Origin of the sequence: Staphylococcus sp. IVB6181, assembly GCF_025561445.1 — a bacterium.
GTDB classification, from domain to species: domain Bacteria; phylum Bacillota; class Bacilli; order Staphylococcales; family Staphylococcaceae; genus Staphylococcus; species Staphylococcus simulans_B.
This window is the reverse complement of the sequence record NZ_CP095096.1, coordinates 988,793-1,004,158: the sequence shown is the minus strand read 5'-3', so window position 1 is coordinate 1,004,158 and position 15,366 is coordinate 988,793. Positions and strand designations below refer to the sequence as shown.

19 protein-coding genes and 1 riboswitch are annotated in these 15,366 nt (G+C 37.8%); of the genes, 1 reads left to right on the top strand and 18 read right to left on the bottom strand.

The genetic code is table 11. The annotated features are described in order from the left end of the window. Window positions 1-37: 37 nt before the first annotated feature. The 11 genes from MUA90_RS04680 to MUA90_RS04625 all read right to left on the bottom strand — a co-directional run bounded on the left by MUA90_RS04680 (window position 38) and on the right by MUA90_RS04625 (window position 9,417). A complete protein-coding gene (locus MUA90_RS04680; protein ID WP_262588526.1) occupies window positions 38-547 on the bottom strand; it encodes a GNAT family N-acetyltransferase in 510 nt (169 codons plus the stop codon). Between the two features lie 106 nt (window positions 548-653). Further along, window positions 654-1,529: a membrane protein insertase YidC gene (yidC, locus tag MUA90_RS04675; RefSeq protein WP_105994311.1), complete on the bottom strand. Its 876-nt coding sequence runs from the start codon at window positions 1,527-1,529 to the stop codon at window positions 654-656. 88 nt (window positions 1,530-1,617) lie between these two features. Continuing rightward, window positions 1,618-2,256: a thiamine phosphate synthase gene (gene thiE, locus MUA90_RS04670; RefSeq protein ID WP_262588525.1), complete on the bottom strand. Its 639-nt coding sequence runs from the start codon at window positions 2,254-2,256 to the stop codon at window positions 1,618-1,620. Window position 2,257: 1 nt separating this feature from the next. Continuing rightward, a complete protein-coding gene (thiM, locus tag MUA90_RS04665; protein ID WP_262588524.1) occupies window positions 2,258-3,052 on the bottom strand; it encodes a hydroxyethylthiazole kinase in 795 nt (264 codons plus the stop codon). Next, window positions 3,045-3,866, bottom strand: coding sequence for a bifunctional hydroxymethylpyrimidine kinase/phosphomethylpyrimidine kinase (thiD, locus tag MUA90_RS04660; RefSeq protein WP_114602952.1), 822 nt, complete (start codon window positions 3,864-3,866; stop codon window positions 3,045-3,047). The genes thiM and thiD overlap by 8 nt, the downstream gene beginning before the upstream one ends. Next, window positions 3,863-4,549, bottom strand: a complete 687-nt coding sequence (gene tenA / locus MUA90_RS04655; protein WP_262588803.1) for a thiaminase II — start codon at window positions 4,547-4,549, stop codon at window positions 3,863-3,865. The genes thiD and tenA overlap by 4 nt, the downstream gene beginning before the upstream one ends. A gap of 74 nt (window positions 4,550-4,623) precedes the next feature. Continuing rightward, window positions 4,624-4,722, bottom strand: a riboswitch (TPP riboswitch). 136 nt (window positions 4,723-4,858) lie between these two features. Beyond that, window positions 4,859-5,506 (bottom strand): LysM peptidoglycan-binding domain-containing protein, encoded by a 648-nt coding sequence (locus tag MUA90_RS13955; protein ID WP_316959801.1) that lies wholly within the window; start codon window positions 5,504-5,506, stop codon window positions 4,859-4,861. Beyond that, window positions 5,466-5,615: a hypothetical protein gene (locus tag MUA90_RS04640; protein ID WP_262588523.1), complete on the bottom strand. Its 150-nt coding sequence runs from the start codon at window positions 5,613-5,615 to the stop codon at window positions 5,466-5,468. Before MUA90_RS04640 ends, MUA90_RS13955 begins: the two co-directional genes overlap by 41 nt. A gap of 199 nt (window positions 5,616-5,814) precedes the next feature. Beyond that, entirely contained in the window at window positions 5,815-7,101 is a 1,287-nt protein-coding gene (gene ltrA, locus MUA90_RS04635) for a group II intron reverse transcriptase/maturase (RefSeq protein ID WP_172684412.1), read from the bottom strand. Between the two features lie 587 nt (window positions 7,102-7,688). Continuing rightward, complete coding sequence (locus tag MUA90_RS04630) at window positions 7,689-8,366, bottom strand: transglycosylase family protein (protein ID WP_262588522.1); 678 nt, start codon at window positions 8,364-8,366, stop codon at window positions 7,689-7,691. A 709-nt stretch (window positions 8,367-9,075) separates the two neighbouring features. Further along, window positions 9,076-9,417, bottom strand: coding sequence for a single-stranded DNA-binding protein (locus MUA90_RS04625; protein ID WP_262588802.1), 342 nt, complete (start codon window positions 9,415-9,417; stop codon window positions 9,076-9,078). Window positions 9,418-9,650: 233 nt separating this feature from the next. On the opposite strand from MUA90_RS04625, the gene MUA90_RS04620 reads away from it, so the two are divergent. Beyond that, window positions 9,651-10,088 carry a YwpF family protein gene (locus MUA90_RS04620; protein ID WP_105994319.1) on the top strand — a complete coding sequence of 146 codons (438 nt, stop codon included), beginning with the start codon at window positions 9,651-9,653 and terminating at the stop codon, window positions 10,086-10,088. Window positions 10,089-10,168: 80 nt separating this feature from the next. Here MUA90_RS04620 and fabZ read toward each other — a convergent pair whose 3' ends face one another. The 7 genes from fabZ to atpG all read right to left on the bottom strand — a co-directional run bounded on the left by fabZ (window position 10,169) and on the right by atpG (window position 15,339). Then, window positions 10,169-10,606 carry a 3-hydroxyacyl-ACP dehydratase FabZ gene (gene fabZ, locus MUA90_RS04615; RefSeq protein ID WP_105994320.1) on the bottom strand — a complete coding sequence of 146 codons (438 nt, stop codon included), beginning with the start codon at window positions 10,604-10,606 and terminating at the stop codon, window positions 10,169-10,171. Window positions 10,607-10,610: 4 nt separating this feature from the next. Then, the gene (locus MUA90_RS04610; protein ID WP_262588521.1) at window positions 10,611-10,799 is read right to left on the bottom strand and encodes a DNA-directed RNA polymerase subunit beta; all 189 of its coding nucleotides are present in this window, start codon (window positions 10,797-10,799) and stop codon (window positions 10,611-10,613) included. A 19-nt stretch (window positions 10,800-10,818) separates the two neighbouring features. After that, window positions 10,819-12,090, bottom strand: coding sequence for a UDP-N-acetylglucosamine 1-carboxyvinyltransferase (gene murA, locus MUA90_RS04605; protein WP_262588520.1), 1,272 nt, complete (start codon window positions 12,088-12,090; stop codon window positions 10,819-10,821). Between the two features lie 102 nt (window positions 12,091-12,192). Continuing rightward, window positions 12,193-12,426: a DUF1146 family protein gene (locus MUA90_RS04600; protein WP_105994323.1), complete on the bottom strand. Its 234-nt coding sequence runs from the start codon at window positions 12,424-12,426 to the stop codon at window positions 12,193-12,195. Between the two features lie 184 nt (window positions 12,427-12,610). Further along, window positions 12,611-13,018, bottom strand: a complete 408-nt coding sequence (locus tag MUA90_RS04595; protein ID WP_105994324.1) for a F0F1 ATP synthase subunit epsilon — start codon at window positions 13,016-13,018, stop codon at window positions 12,611-12,613. Between the two features lie 19 nt (window positions 13,019-13,037). Next, window positions 13,038-14,453: a F0F1 ATP synthase subunit beta gene (gene atpD, locus MUA90_RS04590; RefSeq protein WP_105994325.1), complete on the bottom strand. Its 1,416-nt coding sequence runs from the start codon at window positions 14,451-14,453 to the stop codon at window positions 13,038-13,040. Window positions 14,454-14,475: 22 nt separating this feature from the next. Then, window positions 14,476-15,339 (bottom strand): ATP synthase F1 subunit gamma, encoded by an 864-nt coding sequence (gene atpG, locus MUA90_RS04585; protein WP_262588519.1) that lies wholly within the window; start codon window positions 15,337-15,339, stop codon window positions 14,476-14,478. Between the last annotated feature and the right edge of the window lie 27 nt (window positions 15,340-15,366).

Genomic DNA, 15,366 nt, shown 5'->3' with positions numbered 1-15,366 from the left:
GTTTTACCTTCCCACCATAAAAGATGAAGAACCTTTATTATAAAGAATGCGCTAATATATAATCAGTTTGTCGTTCTTCTCCCATCATGAAATCATGTTCTATAATCTTTTTGAAACCGAGATGCTCATAAAATCCGATGGCTTGGGTATTTTTCTCCCAAACGCCCAGCCAAATACTTTTCTTGTCTTCTTCGACCGCAAACTTAATCGCAAAGTTCAACAATTTCTTGCCATAACCGTAACGTTGATAGTTCTTTAAAATATATAGACGTTCAATTTCGATAGAATCCGATGCAACTTCTTCAGTTTGTGCATCAGGTCCATTCATTTTCAAATAGCCGACTATTTTATCATTGTCGTATAAAAAGTAAAAATAAGAATGCGGGTCTTCAAGTTCGCTGCGCAATTGTTCCTCAGTAAAAGCTGAATCTAAATATGCTTTTAAATTCTCAGGCTGGTTCATTTCTCTGAAAGTATCGTCAAAAGTTCGATAACTGATGATTTGCAGTTCCTTTATATCTTCGGTTGTTACTGATTTAATTTCCATTGGTTTTATACCTCCAAATAGATAGCGCTTTACTTGTCTATTCCCTAATTGTGTTATCTTAAAGAAAAAATCAGCTGCGAATCGCAACTGATTTTCTCAATTCATATTATTTTTTCTTTTTGTTTTTCTTGCCTATTACTTGTGCGCCTTTGTTTTTGCCTTTTCCATCTTTGCCGTATTTCTCTTCATACGCTCTGATCATAGGTGCAACTTCTTCTTTTGCTTTCTTAGAATAGTACGCATTTGCGACATATGTTTGAACAATCAAGAAAGCGGCACTGACTGACCAGTATAAACCTAATGCCGAAGCTGAACTTAATGAAACCCAAACGATCATAATCGGTGAAATAATCATCATCATGTAACTCATTTGTTTTTGTTCAGGCGGCATACTGAATGTTGAAACATAAGCTTGTAAGAAATAAAGCACACCGGCAATAATTGTAATCCAAATATCTGGTTTAGCTAAGTTGAACCATAAGAAATCCGGATGTTCTGTAATTCCGCCTGGTGAAGGATATTTCAATACGAAGAATAATCCCATGATGACCGGCATTTGGATCAGCATCGGTAAACATCCAAGCATACTTTGCATTGGATTCATATCGTATTTTTTATAAACTTCCATCATTTCTTGGTTAGCAGCCATTTTATCTTCTTGTGTACGTGCACGTTTAACTTTTTCTTTTACTGCATCCATATCTGGTTTTGCGATAATCATTTTTTCACGCATTAAATGACTATTCTTATAGTTAGAAAGCATGAATGGCAGAACGATAATACGGATTGCTAAAACTAAGACGATAATCGCTAATCCATAATCGTTATTGAAACTAGAGCCTAGCCAGTGGATAACGTTATCCATGTTTTTTACAAATGTATTATAGAAGAAACCTGTTCTGTTCTCAGGTTTAGAATAATCACACCCTGCAAGAAACACCATAACCCCAAGTAGCAAAGGCAATAATGCTTTTTTATTCATTTTTCCACCTCTATTGGTATTATTCACATAAAAATAATTTTATCACATTCTATGAGGTGTAGAAAACAAAAACATAAAATTAACAGCATTATTTAAAATATTGTAAGAAATTTTGGACGGTTGCTTGAATATCTGAACTTTGTGCAATGGCAGAAATCACAGAAACACCTTGAGCATGTGTTTTGGCAACTTGAGCAGCATTTTCCATCGAAATTCCGCCTATCGCAACAATCGGCACACCTTGTGTAGCATTATGCAGAATCTCGATCATTTCTGTACCGACAGGGTCGCTGGCATCTGCTTTTGAACCTGTTTTAAAGATAGGTCCAACGCCGATATAATCAATATCTGTCAAATCAGATTGTGCCAATTCTGCTTCGTTCCCTACACTTAAACCGATAATTTTGCCATTGAATTGATTTTTAAACGAAGCAACAGAAGCATCATCTTGCCCAACGTGAATGCCATCTGCATCAATAGCTTCAGCTAATGCTACATCATCATTGACAATAAACGGCACATCATAGTCATGACATAATGCTTGAAGCTTGCGTGCTAACGCTGTTTTTTCTTTTCCTGTTTTCGCATTTGGTCCTTTTTCTCTGAATTGGAATAAAGTAATACCGCCTTCTAAAGCTGCTTTAAGTACTTCTTCAATCGTTTTGCCTTCAGGCACATCTTGTGTCCCGCAAATAAAGTAAACTTTTAAATCTTCAGGTTGAAACATCTTATTGCACCTCTTGTACTTTGCTGTTTTGAACCACAGCATCATGATCAATACGATATAACGCATCAATAAATTGAACTAAGAAAGTACCTGGCCCTTTTGTTTCGCTCAATTGTTCTGCACGTTCTGCCGCAACATTATATACAGAAACCGCTTCTGCCAAATCATAAATGTCAGGATTTTCATTTCTGAATAAGAATGCGCCCACAACAGCACCTAACAAGCAGCCTGCACCCGTAATTTGTGTTAAAAAGCGTGAACCGTTATTGAGTTTTATTACTTTGTTGTTATGTGCAATAACATCTGTTTCGCCTGTTAACACAATCGCTGTTTGGTACTGTTCATGTGCTTTCTCAGCAATGCTGACTACATCTAAACTTTCGTCACTGTCAGTCCCTTTCATTGTAGTCGAATCATCAATTAAAGTTAAAATTTCTGAAGCATTGCCTTTAATGACTGTAGGGCGAATCTTTTTCAAGAAATATTTGCAGAAATTTTTTCTATATTGTGATGCGCCGACTGCGACTGGATCAAAGACTAAAGGTGTGTTTGTTTCATTCGCAATTTTGCCTACTGCTAACATAGCATGTTCTGTATCTTTCGTCAGTGTTCCAATATTAATCAATACCGCACCTGCATGCGGATAAAAATCTTTCGCTTCTTGCGGCGCTTCACTCATAGCAGGACTCGCTCCTAAGCTTAGCAGACCATTTGCGGTAAAGTTCTTAACGACATCATTCGTAAAACAAATCACTAATGGATGTTCTGATCTGATTCTATCTAAAACGTTACTCATCATCTAAACCTACTTTCTTCATATAAGCAAAATGGTTCACAGGACCTCTGCCTTGGCCGATTTCAGGTGTATATTTAATACTTAAAGCAATAAAGTCTTTCGCTTTTTTCACAGCATCGTAAATAGATTTGCCTTTTGCTAATTCTGCTGCGATAACTGCAGAGAATGTGCAGCCTGTACCATGTGTATGCTTCGTATCATAACGTTCACTTTCAAAGACCTCTAATCCTTCTTTAGTGAATAGATAATCTTTTGCGATTGCATCATTTTCAATATGTCCGCCTTTAATCACAACACCTTTGCATCCGATATCTTCAATAAAGACTTTTCCGGCTTTTTTAATTGCATCTTCACTGTCTAGTTTGAAGCCGACAATTTCTTCTGCTTCAGGCAAGTTCGGTGTCGCAACATCTGCCAGCGGCAATAATATGCTTTGGAGTGCATGTTTGCCTTGATCATCCATTAAAGCATCTCCGCTTTTTGCCAGCATTACTGGATCAATGACATACGGAATGTCAGGATGCTGCTCTAAAAAGCTGCGGATTAATTCCATCATTTCTTTAGTCGCAATCATTCCTGTTTTAATCGCTTGCGGCAACTCATCATCAAAGACACTGTCGAGTTGTTCTTTAAGCCAAGTAATGTCTAGGTTATGAATATGCTGAACGCCTTTAGTATTTTGTGCCACGATACTTGTAATAGCTGCCATTCCGTATACGCCGCATGCATGAAATGACTTCAAGTCTGCCATGACACCTGCGCCGCCTGTCGGATCTGTACCCGCAATTGTTAATGCTATTTTCGGTTTATTCATACTCTTGTTCCTCCAAATTCCCATTTTTCGCTTGTATAGGCCATGTTAAAGAAGTTGCGTTCATGGACCGTACTTTGCAGATAATTATCTCTGACTTCTTGTTTTTCGTGTTCTGTCATGTTTTGTGTCAATGTATTCATCAGCTGATTCAAAACATCGATTAACGGATCCATCTCAGTTTGATAAAATTCAAACCATTTTTCTAAGATAGAATCTTTGTTCAGCGAAGCATCTTGCATTGCACGTTTGGCAACTTCTGCGTAGACATATGGACAAGGTGCCATCGCCGCAATCGCATATGCCGCATTTTCATGTGCATAAACGTTGTAATACATGTGTTTAATATAGTGGTCTCCGCTTGGCGGCCAAACCTTCTCTTGAACGATTTCGTTGTATGGTTCGCCGACATATTCTGCCATAAACTCATGTGCTTCCACTTCACCATTGACGATAAATTGAATTTGATCAACTAAGAAACGCACATTTTCTAAATCAGGCATTTTTGGAATTAATAAAGCATAGATATTAGCAAACTCTCTTAAATAAGATGCATCTGCTCTTAGATATTGTCTGATTGCTTCTTTATCTATTTGTGCTTTCAGTAAATCTTGAATGAAACCATCGTGATAAATTTCATCAATAATAGGTTGTGCATCTCTTTCTAATGTTTCAGCAAATGTCACTTTTAATTCCTCCATAAAAAAACTGCTTTCCTGAGACAGAAAAGCAGTTCATACTTTTAGAATTATAGCGTTCTTTTATATGGCTACTACTTTCCTACGTTGGTATTAACCAAATCAGGTTTTAAGGGTCTAGTATTACTATCTCAGCCTTTACGGCGCCCCCAGCAGTTTTATTAAATTTGTCTTTACAAACTAAACATATCAAAGCAGCTCCATCGTTGCAATATTTATGATTGACGAAAAAAGCCGAGACGATTGTCCCGGCTTTATATATTCTATGAAATTAATTTCAATATTGTGATTGAAGTATTAGAAGCCCCAAGCACCTAAACCTTGTGCATTGTATGCTCTGACTGCTGAGTTGATTTGATCGTCAACACTTGAAGTTGAACCCCAACCTGGCATTGTTTGGAATAAACCTGAAGCACCTGATGGGTTGTATGCATTGACTTGACCATTTGATTCACGTGCAATGATTTGTTCCCAAACTGATGCTGATACGCCAGTACGTGCTGCCATTTGGCTTGCTGCGTAAGAACCTTGAGCACCTGCAGTGTTGCCGTTTGCTAATCTTACAGAACCGCCGCCATGGTATGTTGGTTGGCTGTAAGAAACTTGAGGCGCACTATAAGATTGTTGCGGTGCATTGTATGATTGTTCAGGCGCATTGTTAGATTGCGCTTCAGTGTAGTTATTATATGATACTGTTTGTGTATTATAGTTGTAGTTGCCTTCAGATTGAACAGCTGTTTGAGTTGTAGCTGTTTTCTTAGGTTCTTTTACTTTTAAGCTTTCGTCAACTAAGATAAGATCAGATTTTTTCTTGTTCCATTTTTTTAAGTCTTTAACTTCAACATCGAATTTTTTAGCGATTTTATTTAAAGTGTCACCTTTAACTACAGTGTATTCACCTTTTTCATTTAAAAACTTTTCTGCTTCTTTTACTTTTTTTCGCATGTTCAGCCGGTGTAGATGATTTTGCTTGTACGTCATTTGCTTGGAATCCTGTTGCTAATACTGCTGCAGCAGCTGTCACCGCTGTTGATGCTACTAGTAATTTCTTCATGTAATATATGTCCTCCCATAAGGTGTTTGTTTAATAAGATTAATTTCTTATCTTTATACTAGCATTCTTTCAATTCAGGTGGGTTACAACCATATATATTTTGTTTCATATATTACATCTATAATCGAGTAGGAGAGTAATCATTAATTGAATACTCGTCCTCTCACACCACCGTGCGTACGGTTCCGTACACGGCGGTTCAATATCTTGCGTAAGCAGACTCTGCGAGTCGGGCTAGTGGTACTAGACCCCACTTGTAGAGTCTATTTGTTGTAAGCGCATGATGAACCTCATGCGTTTTGGAAAGCCTCCAATACTTCTTTCTTGAGTTCGCAATACGCATGGCACCATTGTGGTCTAATCCGTATTTTCGAAGCATTTTGTATTTTGTTTTGACCTTCTTCCATCGCTTTAAAATAAGTTGTCTGATTCGATGGTTCAACCACTCTTGCATTTCGCGGATAAATCCTTTAACAAAACCTCTGCCAAAATAGTTTATCCAACCTCTAGTAATCGCGTTGATTCCTGTTATAATTTCAGTAAATGTGCCAGGTCTATTTCTTCTTGTGACCCACTTTAATTTGGCTTTTAAATTTCTTTTTGCTTCCATAGTGGGTCTGAAACGACAAGTGCCATTTATTTTCGTTATCAGACAACTCAAGAACTTTAAACGTGTGGGAGAGCCTACCTTACTTTTATCTTTATTCACTGTTAATTTCAGGTCCTTTTCGATAAAGTTTGTGATACTCTCCATAACACGTTGTCCGGCACGTTTTGATTTAACAAAGATGACGAAGTCATCTGCGTATCTCACAAAACGATGTCCGCGCTTCTCTAATTCTTTATCCAGCTCATGCAAATAGATATTACACAACAAGGGAGATATAACCCCACCTTGAGGGGCGCCTGTCTTTCTTTCTGCGTATTCGCCAGACAGGTCTGCAGACCCGCTTTGTAAACTTTTGCGGATAAATTTAGAGATAGCTTTATCTTGTATAAAGCGTTCAAACAAGTACATCAATTTGTCATGGTTCAACGTGTCAAAACATTGTTTTAAGTCACAGTCTACGACTGTGTGATAACCCTCCTCATAGTATTGGATACATTGTTTTAATGCAGTACCTGTACTATGATTTGGTCTAAACCCATGACTATGTTTCGAAAACTGGCGATTTATCATCGGTTCGATAACTTGTTTGATTGCTTGTTGGATAACTCTATCCCTTGCGACGGGAATTCCAAGAATTCTCTTTTTGCCATTCGGTTTTGGAATGGCTACTTTCTTAACTGCTTGCGGTTTATACGTACCGTTAAGCAGTTTTCCTTTTATCTGTGGATAGAATTCTCTGAAGTGAGCATGTAACTCTTTAACCTTCATCCCATCGATTCCAGGAGAGCCATTATTTTTAACAACTTTCTTGATTGCTTTCTCTATGTTGTTCTTTCTTACAACAAGTTCCATCAGTGATGGAGTCTCACGATACATTTCTTCCATATCAACTAAGATTTACTGTACACATCTGCTTATCTTTTTCGTTCCACTACTTATCTTCCACAGACTGCCAATTTGCATTGTTTTCGGTACTTCGTAAATCTATAACCTCCATTCTTTACTTTGTATTTAATATTGTTCAGTCCTTCGGTACATTTTCCCTACTATGACTTCTGCTGACTTCTCATAATTCGTTGTTACTACGATTCGAAGAATCGCTTATGAGACCTCCTCGGGTAAGATTAACCACTTTCCACTCATGTCATTGCATCATTTACTCATACGAATTCGGGCAGTATCGGACTTTGTTTTGTTAAGCAAACTCATCCGTTCGCATAAGCCTTGATATGATGTTTCTATTCGTCAATGCGAGTGTTTGCGTCCGACTTCCTTCAGATTCCACCTCGCGATGGACACCCTTGTCTTTCGCTAACAGTTCCTACTGCCAAGCCTGTAATGGACTTTCACCATCAAGTTGCTAATCATGCCGAGCGCACTTACAAAAAGGCAGATTACCTCGCCTATCGGAGATAACCTGCCTTGATTTATCGTTCTATATTATTATTGTTAATTCGTTTGAATTATGCAGTAACCCAGTGAGATGCACCTGCGCCGCCGTCATATAATTTAACAGCTGCTTGGTCTTGGATGTGTTCAGGTGCGCTTGCTGGTGAAACGCCAACATATCCAGCTGGAGCTACTGAATCCCAAGTTGATTGTAAGAATTGGTATTTACCTGCTGCACCTGATGAAGGGTTGATAGCGTGGATGTCGCCACCTGATTCACGTTGTGCAATTTGTTGTAAGTGTGAAGGAATACCTACTGAAGAACCAGAGCTTGCTTCTTGTGATTGTTGTGCTGGTGCTTGTTGTTGTGGAGCAGCTTGTTGAGCTGGTGCTTGTTCAGTTGCTGTTTGAGCTTGTGGTGCTGCTTGTTCAGCTGCAGGAGCTTCTTGTGCTGCTGGAGCTGCTTGAGTTGTAGTTTGAGCTGCTGGTGCGTTACCGCCTGCTTGACCGTAACTCCAAGTCCAGTAAGTACCGTCTGAGTTGAAGTTGAAGTCTAAACCGTTATATTCAAAGCTAATATTATAAGCGCCTTCTTGTACAGGGCTTTCATTTAATTGTTCAGGATTGTTTAAAGCTGTTTCTGCTAATTGTGCTTGATCTGCATTTCCTTGTTCAGATGCTTGAGCGTTTGCTCCTACTCCTACTGCGAAAAATGCTGCTGTTGCTGATGAAGCTACTAATAATTTTTTCATTTCTAAAAATCCTCCTATAAGGTAAGTGTTTTTTTCGTGTGATTAATATCATCAATTTGCAATTACAACTATAACATCTGAAATCAGGGTGTAGGTTACAGACAAATAAAAAAAACAGGATTATTTTTACGTGTAAATTACATTAAAATAAATTAGTTAGATATCTCACTATCTCTCAAATGACCTGTCATATCGCATTCTCTTTCGTTTTTCATCAATTTACTATGTAATATACATGTAATCTTTCAGACAATTGAACGCCTATATTACTCTTAAATGACATAAATATTACGTAAAAATACTGGGTTTTTGGTGTATATTTTAAGATAATACCTTGAATTATGTAAAAGAGCCCTGCATAAAGTGAATTATACAGGGCCATTGTGAGTATTAATTTTAAAGAGTTGATATGGATTAAGTTGAAAGTACAAAATTTGAAGTGGAGCAAATCCAAGCATCTTTTATGCAAAGCTATGCTGTTGGACTTAATAGAATTTATTAAATAGAGTTTTGGGATGAGTTATAGGAAACTTCCTATAATAGAAAGAAGGATAGTTCTAACATCATAATGAATGTTTTTAATGAGAGGACAGCATGATAGTTTGAACAGGATATGATTTGGCAATATCATGCTAAAAAATTTTGTTGCAATTTAAGATTAGGGAATTTGGCAGTTAACTTTTTGGATTTAATAAGAATGGCTGTTCATTTAAGCATGGATTGAATTAAAGCACGGGCTTGCTTCATTCTCTTCCATGATTGAATGATTGTGAGCGGCATCATTCGGCGTAGAGATAAATTTGATTGTTTCCACAACCAGCTCCATACCGAAATGCGTTTGCTGGTCTTTCTCATATTTGTAGGAATGCATGTAGCCGGTAATTCCTACAAGCGTACCTTTAGTTGTATAGCTGGCAATATTTCGGGCAGTTTTGCCAAATGCTTTACAATTAATGTAGTCTACAGATTGTTGATTTTTACCTTGATAGTTATAATTTCTTTCAGTAGCAACGTTGAAGTATACAATGTCTGATTCCTCCTTTGCGATAATCTAAGGCTGCTTGGTTAATCTTCCTACAATTACTATCTTATTGATCATTTCTTCACCTCCTTGTTAATATCTTATTCAGATTCGGGCTTACCGTCAAAACGAAAATAATGAAAAAATATATACTGTTTATCCTCATTTTTTAAGGTATCTCTCAAATATTTTCACAATTTACGCTATACTAGAGGAAGAATAAACGAATTCGCAGAATTTTAAAAAGATTGGAGTGACTTCAATTGAAAACATTTAAAGCAGTCAGATTCCAAATTGTCACTGAAAATGGTGGCGTAATAGAATATGAATTATATGATGGCGTTATAATCAATAAAGAACAAAGCGGCACTGGCTGGTTGTTGGAAATTGTAATCTCCAGCAATCATTATGACATTATGAAAGAATATATGGATGATGAAACATTATTAGATATCCGTGTAGTTATTACACGTCCATCGAATGATCCTGCATTATTTGATGCGACTATCAAAAACATATCATTATATGATAATGAACGTATGTCTATAATTTTTGATTGCCACGTCTATACATTAAGACAAGTCTATGCTGAAAACTTATTAGCACAACTTGTCGACGAGGGATTTTCAGGAGAAGAACTGAAAACTACCTTCAATCGAATGATGCAATCTAAGCCGCGTCTAAAAGATGAGAAAAGATAAAAGTGATTCAAAACTAAAAATGCTCCCTTTACTGCAAAAACTCTGAAAGTTTGTAATAAAGGGAGCGTTTATTTTGATTTTTATACGTCTTGAATTGCGAAAGTTAATTCACAACTGCATGCTAGTTGACCATCTACTGTAGCTTTTGCCGTACCTTTACCGATAGGTCCACGCATTTTTGTAATTTCAACTTCAAGCTGCAATGTATCACCCGGCACAACTTGTTTTTTAAAGCGGCATTTATCAATACCTGCGAATAAAGCAATTTTGCCTTTGTTTTGTTCGCTGTTCAAGATGGCAACTGCACCTGTTTGTGCTAATGCTTCAGTAATCAACACACCTGGCATTACCGCATATTCAGGGAAGTGGCCTTGGAAGAATGGTTCGTTCCCAGAAACTTGTTTGATAGCCACGCAACGTTGTCCTTCTTCATATTCCACCACTTTATCGATTAATAAAAAAGGTTGGCGATGCGGGATGATTTCCTTGATTTGATTATAGTCAAAAATTGTTTCCATTATGTTAACCTCCAAAAATTTGCTTGAAATGATACCAGGTTTGGTAATCGAATAATTTAAGCGGGTTTTGATGATTGAGCAGAAAACCGATACACATGCCGATGATGAACATACATACTAACAGTATGAGCACAATCAAAATATGATATCCCATAGGCAAACGCATCAATTTACTGGTCCATTGCTTGATCATCATTCTTCCCCTTGCTTAATTATTTGCTTACACGTTCGATATCAGCACCTAATGCTTTAAGTTTGCCGTTAAAATTAACGTAGCCTCTATCTAAGTGTTTTAATTCTGAAACTTCAGTAATACCTTCTGCCACAAGTCCGGCTAAAATTAATGCTGCGCCAGCACGTAAATCTGTTGCTTTAACTTGCGCGCCTTGTAAATGACTTTTGCCTGTAATTTTAGCATTGCGGCCTTCTACTGTAATTTGTGCATTCATACGTTTGAATTCTGCTACGTGCATAAAGCGGTTTTCAAATACTGTTTCAGTAATCACTTTATGGCCTTCTGCAGTAAGAAGCAATGCCATGATTTGCGACTGCATATCTGTCGGGAAGCCTGGGTGCGGTAATGTTTTAACATCTACCGGTTTCAATTCGCCTTCAGCTGTAACACGAATCGCATTTTCGTGATACTCTAAATGAACGCCCATTTCTTCTAATTTATATAATAAACTTGTCATGTGCTCTCTGATCGCACCTTTAACAAGGACATCCCCTCTTGTAATTGCGCCTGCTACTAATAACGTACCAGCTTCAATACGGTCAGGAATGATAGAATGTTCAACACCATGCAAGGCTTCTACACCATGGATTGTAATTGTGTCTGTGCCTGCACCTGTGACATTGCCGCCCATTTCATTAATGTAGTTAGCTAAATCAACAATTTCAGGTTCGCGGGCTACGTTTTCAATTACTGACTTGCCTTTTGCCAATGAAGCAGCCATGATAATGTTTTGAGTTGCGCCGACACTTGGGAAATCTAAATGAATATCTGCACCTGTTAAGCCATTTGAAGTTTCCGCAAATACAAATCCGTTTTCTAAATGGATTTTTGCGCCTAAAGCTTCGAATCCTTTAATATGCTGCTCGATAGGTCTGCTTCCGATGGAACATCCGCCAGGCAAAGCAACTTTTGCATGACCGAGACGTGCTAATAAAGGCCCCATCACTAAAATGCTGGCACGCATTTTACTTACATACTCATATGGTGCTTCATAGTTAAGTTGTTTTGTCGCATCTACTGTGACACTGTTGCTGTCCTTATGGTAAGCAATCTCTGCATTTAATGTTGATAATACATTATTAATTGTTTCTACATCGCTTAACTCCGGAACATTATGTAATGTGCTTGTTCCTTTTGAAGCTAAGAGTGATGCCGTCAGTATCGGCAGTACCGCGTTTTTAGCTCCTTCAACTTGTACTTCTCCTACAAGGCGGTTGCCACCTTTAATAATCATTCTATCTCTATTCATTACTACTCCTCCACTTTTTACTCCTAAACATCTTCAATTCAAATTAGTTCTTATCTCTTCTATTATTATATATGGAATAACATTCGAATTACACTCAAACGATTAGCTTCCAATATATTTGATTTGTGTTGAGAATTGCAGTAAATCAATTATAAAATTACTGACTCCTGTACCGATTAAGATTGCGATAAATATCATCAGTACCTGAACTTGAACAGGATAGCCCTTCTTAAAGAATTGCTCTAACCTGATCGCATTCAGTGCCCAATAAGCTGCACAAATACATAACACATGCATGATTAAATGCGCTATCGCAAAATGTCCTAAATATTCCATTAGTCTAGTCGTCTCCTCAATTGTTTACTGTCTCATATTGTACATTAAATCTATTAAAAATCATACAATCAACATCAAATATTCAATAATTTGGTACGTCGTTCATTTATATGTTTACCCAAATTTTGAACATTAAAAAATAGGATATATCTCGTTTTGAGATATATCCTATGATAAATAGTTGTCATTCTTCCATTTCAGAAACTTTAATGCGGTTTTCCGCACGCTCTAAAGCTCGTTCTGCTCTGTTAATGTCAGTATCTTCGTCATTGTTATTCAAATGTGATTCTGCTCGTTCTTTAGCCGATCTTGCACGTTTGACATCAATATCCGCAGCTTTTTCTGCTGTTTGTACAATTATTGATGTGCTTTCTTGTCTGATTTCAACGAAACCATCACTGACCGCAATGAATTCAATCCCATCTGTATAATGTACCTTAACATAACCAGTTTTGATAGCTGTTACAGTCGGAATGTGTCCATACATTACACCGATGTCGCCTCCAACTGTCTGCAGAATAGCAATTTCAACATTATCTTGGTTATAAACAGAACCATTAGGAGTAACAATATTAACGTTCATTGTGTTCATTAAACTTTACCTCCTAATATTAAACTTCAACACCCATGTCTTTTGCTTTTTCTAATACATCATCCATGCTTCCTACTAAACGGAATGCATCTTCAGGGATGTGGTCATATCTGCCTTCAAGAATATCTTTGAAGTCTTCAACAGTACGTTTAACTGGAACATAAGAACCTTTTTGACCAGTGAATTGTTCAGCTACGTGGAAGTTTTGTGATAAGAAGAATTGAATACGTCTTGCGCGTTCAACTGTGCTCTTATCTTCATCAGATAATTCATCCATACCTAGGATTGCGATGATATCTTGTAATTCTCTGTATTTTTGTAATGTTGCTTGTACGCGACGTGCAACATCATAGTGTTCTTGTCCAACGATAGTCGGTTCAAGCGCACGAGAAGTAGATGCTAATGGATCCACGGCTGGGTAGATACCCATTTCTGTTAATTTACGCTCTAAGTTAGTTGTTGAGTCTAAGTGAGCGAATGCTGTTGCTGGCGCAGGGTCAGTATAGTCATCGGCAGGTACGAATACTGCTTGGATTGACGTGATAGAACCTTTCAATGTAGATGTGATACGTTCTTGTAATTGACCCATTTCTGTTGCCAATGTCGGTTGGTAACCAACGGCTGACGGCATACGGCCAAGCAATGCTGATACCTCAGAACCTGCTTGTGTAAAGCGGAAGATGTTATCAATAAATAAAAGAACGTCTTGTCCTTTAACATCACGGAAGTATTCAGCCATTGTTAAACCTGATAATGCTACACGCATACGTGCACCAGGCGGCTCGTTCATTTGTCCGAATACCATTGCTGTTCTTTTGATTACACCACTGTCGCTCATTTCAAAGTACAAGTCGTTACCTTCACGTGTACGTTCACCAACACCTGCGAATACTGAAATACCGCCGTGTTCTTGAGCGATGTTGTTGATTAATTCTTGGATTAATACTGTTTTACCAACTCCGGCACCACCGAATAAACCTACTTTACCACCTTTGATATATGGTGCTAATAAGTCTACTACTTTAATACCTGTTTCAAGAATTTCTACTTTAGTTGATAATTCATCAAATGGTGGTGGTTGTCTATGAATCGGTTCGCGTGGAACTGATTCAGGTATTGGACCATCGTTATCGATTGCGTCACCTAAAACGTTAAATACTCTTCCTAATGTATCTTCACCGACAGGGACACTGATTGGACGGCCAGTGTCTTTAACGTCGTCACCACGTTTAATTCCGTCTGTAGAGTCCATAGCGATTGTTCTTACTACGTCATCGCCTAATTCAAGTGCTACTTCTAATGTAAGAGATTCAGTCGTGCCGTCTTTTTTAGGTACATCTAGCACTAAAGCGTTATTAATCTTAGGCAGTTCATCATGATTAAATCTTACATCAATAACTGGACCCATGATTTGTGTTACGCGGCCTACACCCATTCTATTTTCCTCCTTTAATATACTATTCAAGAGCTGTTGCGCCACCGACAATCTCAGTAATTTGTTGTGTGATTGCTGCTTGACGTGCTCGGTTATATTCTAATGATAAGTCATCAATAAGATCGCTCGCGTTATCAGAAGCATTTTTCATTGCTGTCATTCTAGATGCGTGCTCGCTGGCTTTCGCATTTAGAATTGAGCCGTAAATTAAGCTTTCTACATATTGCGGCAAAATAATATTTAAAATTGACTCTTTATCTGGTTCGAATTCGTATGAAGACATTTGTCCATGACCTGAACTTGTATCTTCTTTAGTTAATGGTAATACTCTTTTTGCAGTTGGCTTGTTTTCAAGAACGTTGACGAATTTATTATAGTAAATGTTCAATTCATCAATATCGCCATCGCTGTATAAATCAATGGCCTTTTTCGTTACAGAAGAAATTTCTTTGAATGACGGTTGATCCGGTACATCCGGCAACGCAAAATCAACATCATAACTTCTGTTCTTGAAGAAGTCGATACCTACTTTACCTAAGACAATCAATTTATAGTCTTCAGGCCCTTCACCGCGTTCTTGAATATCTTGAACTACTTTTCTCAAAATATTCGCATTGTACGCGCCTGCTAAACCACGGTCACTTGAAATCACTAAGTAGCCGCGTTTCTTAACTGGGCGTTTCTTCAACATCGGATGATTGGAAGTCGTTTGACCTGCAACTGCTGTAATCGCATTTTGCAATTTGTCCATATAAGGTTTGAACCCGTTTGCATTACGTTGCGCTTTATTCAGCTTCGAACTTGCAACCATGTTCATCGCTTTGGTAATTTGATTCATCTTTTTCGTCGACTTGATTCTTGAATCAATGTCCTTTAGAGATCCCATTATTTCACCACCTTATTATTACTTCGC

Bases quoted from the DNA above. Each gene is read 5' to 3' on its own strand.
- MUA90_RS04680 (WP_262588526.1), bottom strand. From the start codon at position 547: ATGGAAATTAAATCAGTAACAACCGAAGATATAAAGGAACTGCAAATC.
- yidC (WP_105994311.1), bottom strand. From the start codon at position 1,529: ATGAATAAAAAAGCATTATTGCCTTTGCTACTTGGGGTTATGGTGTTT.
- thiE (WP_262588525.1), bottom strand. From the start codon at position 2,256: ATGTTTCAACCTGAAGATTTAAAAGTTTACTTTATTTGCGGGACACAA.
- thiM (WP_262588524.1), bottom strand. From the start codon at position 3,052: ATGAGTAACGTTTTAGATAGAATCAGATCAGAACATCCATTAGTGATT.
- thiD (WP_114602952.1), bottom strand. From the start codon at position 3,866: ATGAATAAACCGAAAATAGCATTAACAATTGCGGGTACAGATCCGACA.
- MUA90_RS13955 (WP_316959801.1), bottom strand. From the start codon at position 5,506: ATGCGAAAAAAAGTAAAAGAAGCAGAAAAGTTTTTAAATGAAAAAGGT.
- MUA90_RS04640 (WP_262588523.1), bottom strand. From the start codon at position 5,615: ATGAAGAAATTACTAGTAGCATCAACAGCGGTGACAGCTGCTGCAGCA.
- ltrA (WP_172684412.1), bottom strand. From the start codon at position 7,101: ATGTATCGTGAGACTCCATCACTGATGGAACTTGTTGTAAGAAAGAAC.
- MUA90_RS04630 (WP_262588522.1), bottom strand. From the start codon at position 8,366: ATGAAAAAATTATTAGTAGCTTCATCAGCAACAGCAGCATTTTTCGCA.
- fabZ (WP_105994320.1), bottom strand. From the start codon at position 10,606: ATGGAAACAATTTTTGACTATAATCAAATCAAGGAAATCATCCCGCAT.
- MUA90_RS04610 (WP_262588521.1), bottom strand. From the start codon at position 10,799: ATGATCAAGCAATGGACCAGTAAATTGATGCGTTTGCCTATGGGATAT.
- murA (WP_262588520.1), bottom strand. From the start codon at position 12,090: ATGAATAGAGATAGAATGATTATTAAAGGTGGCAACCGCCTTGTAGGA.
- MUA90_RS04600 (WP_105994323.1), bottom strand. From the start codon at position 12,426: ATGGAATATTTAGGACATTTTGCGATAGCGCATTTAATCATGCATGTG.
- MUA90_RS04595 (WP_105994324.1), bottom strand. From the start codon at position 13,018: ATGAACACAATGAACGTTAATATTGTTACTCCTAATGGTTCTGTTTAT.
- atpD (WP_105994325.1), bottom strand. From the start codon at position 14,453: ATGGGTGTAGGCCGCGTAACACAAATCATGGGTCCAGTTATTGATGTA.
- atpG (WP_262588519.1), bottom strand. From the start codon at position 15,339: ATGGGATCTCTAAAGGACATTGATTCAAGAATCAAGTCGACGAAAAAG.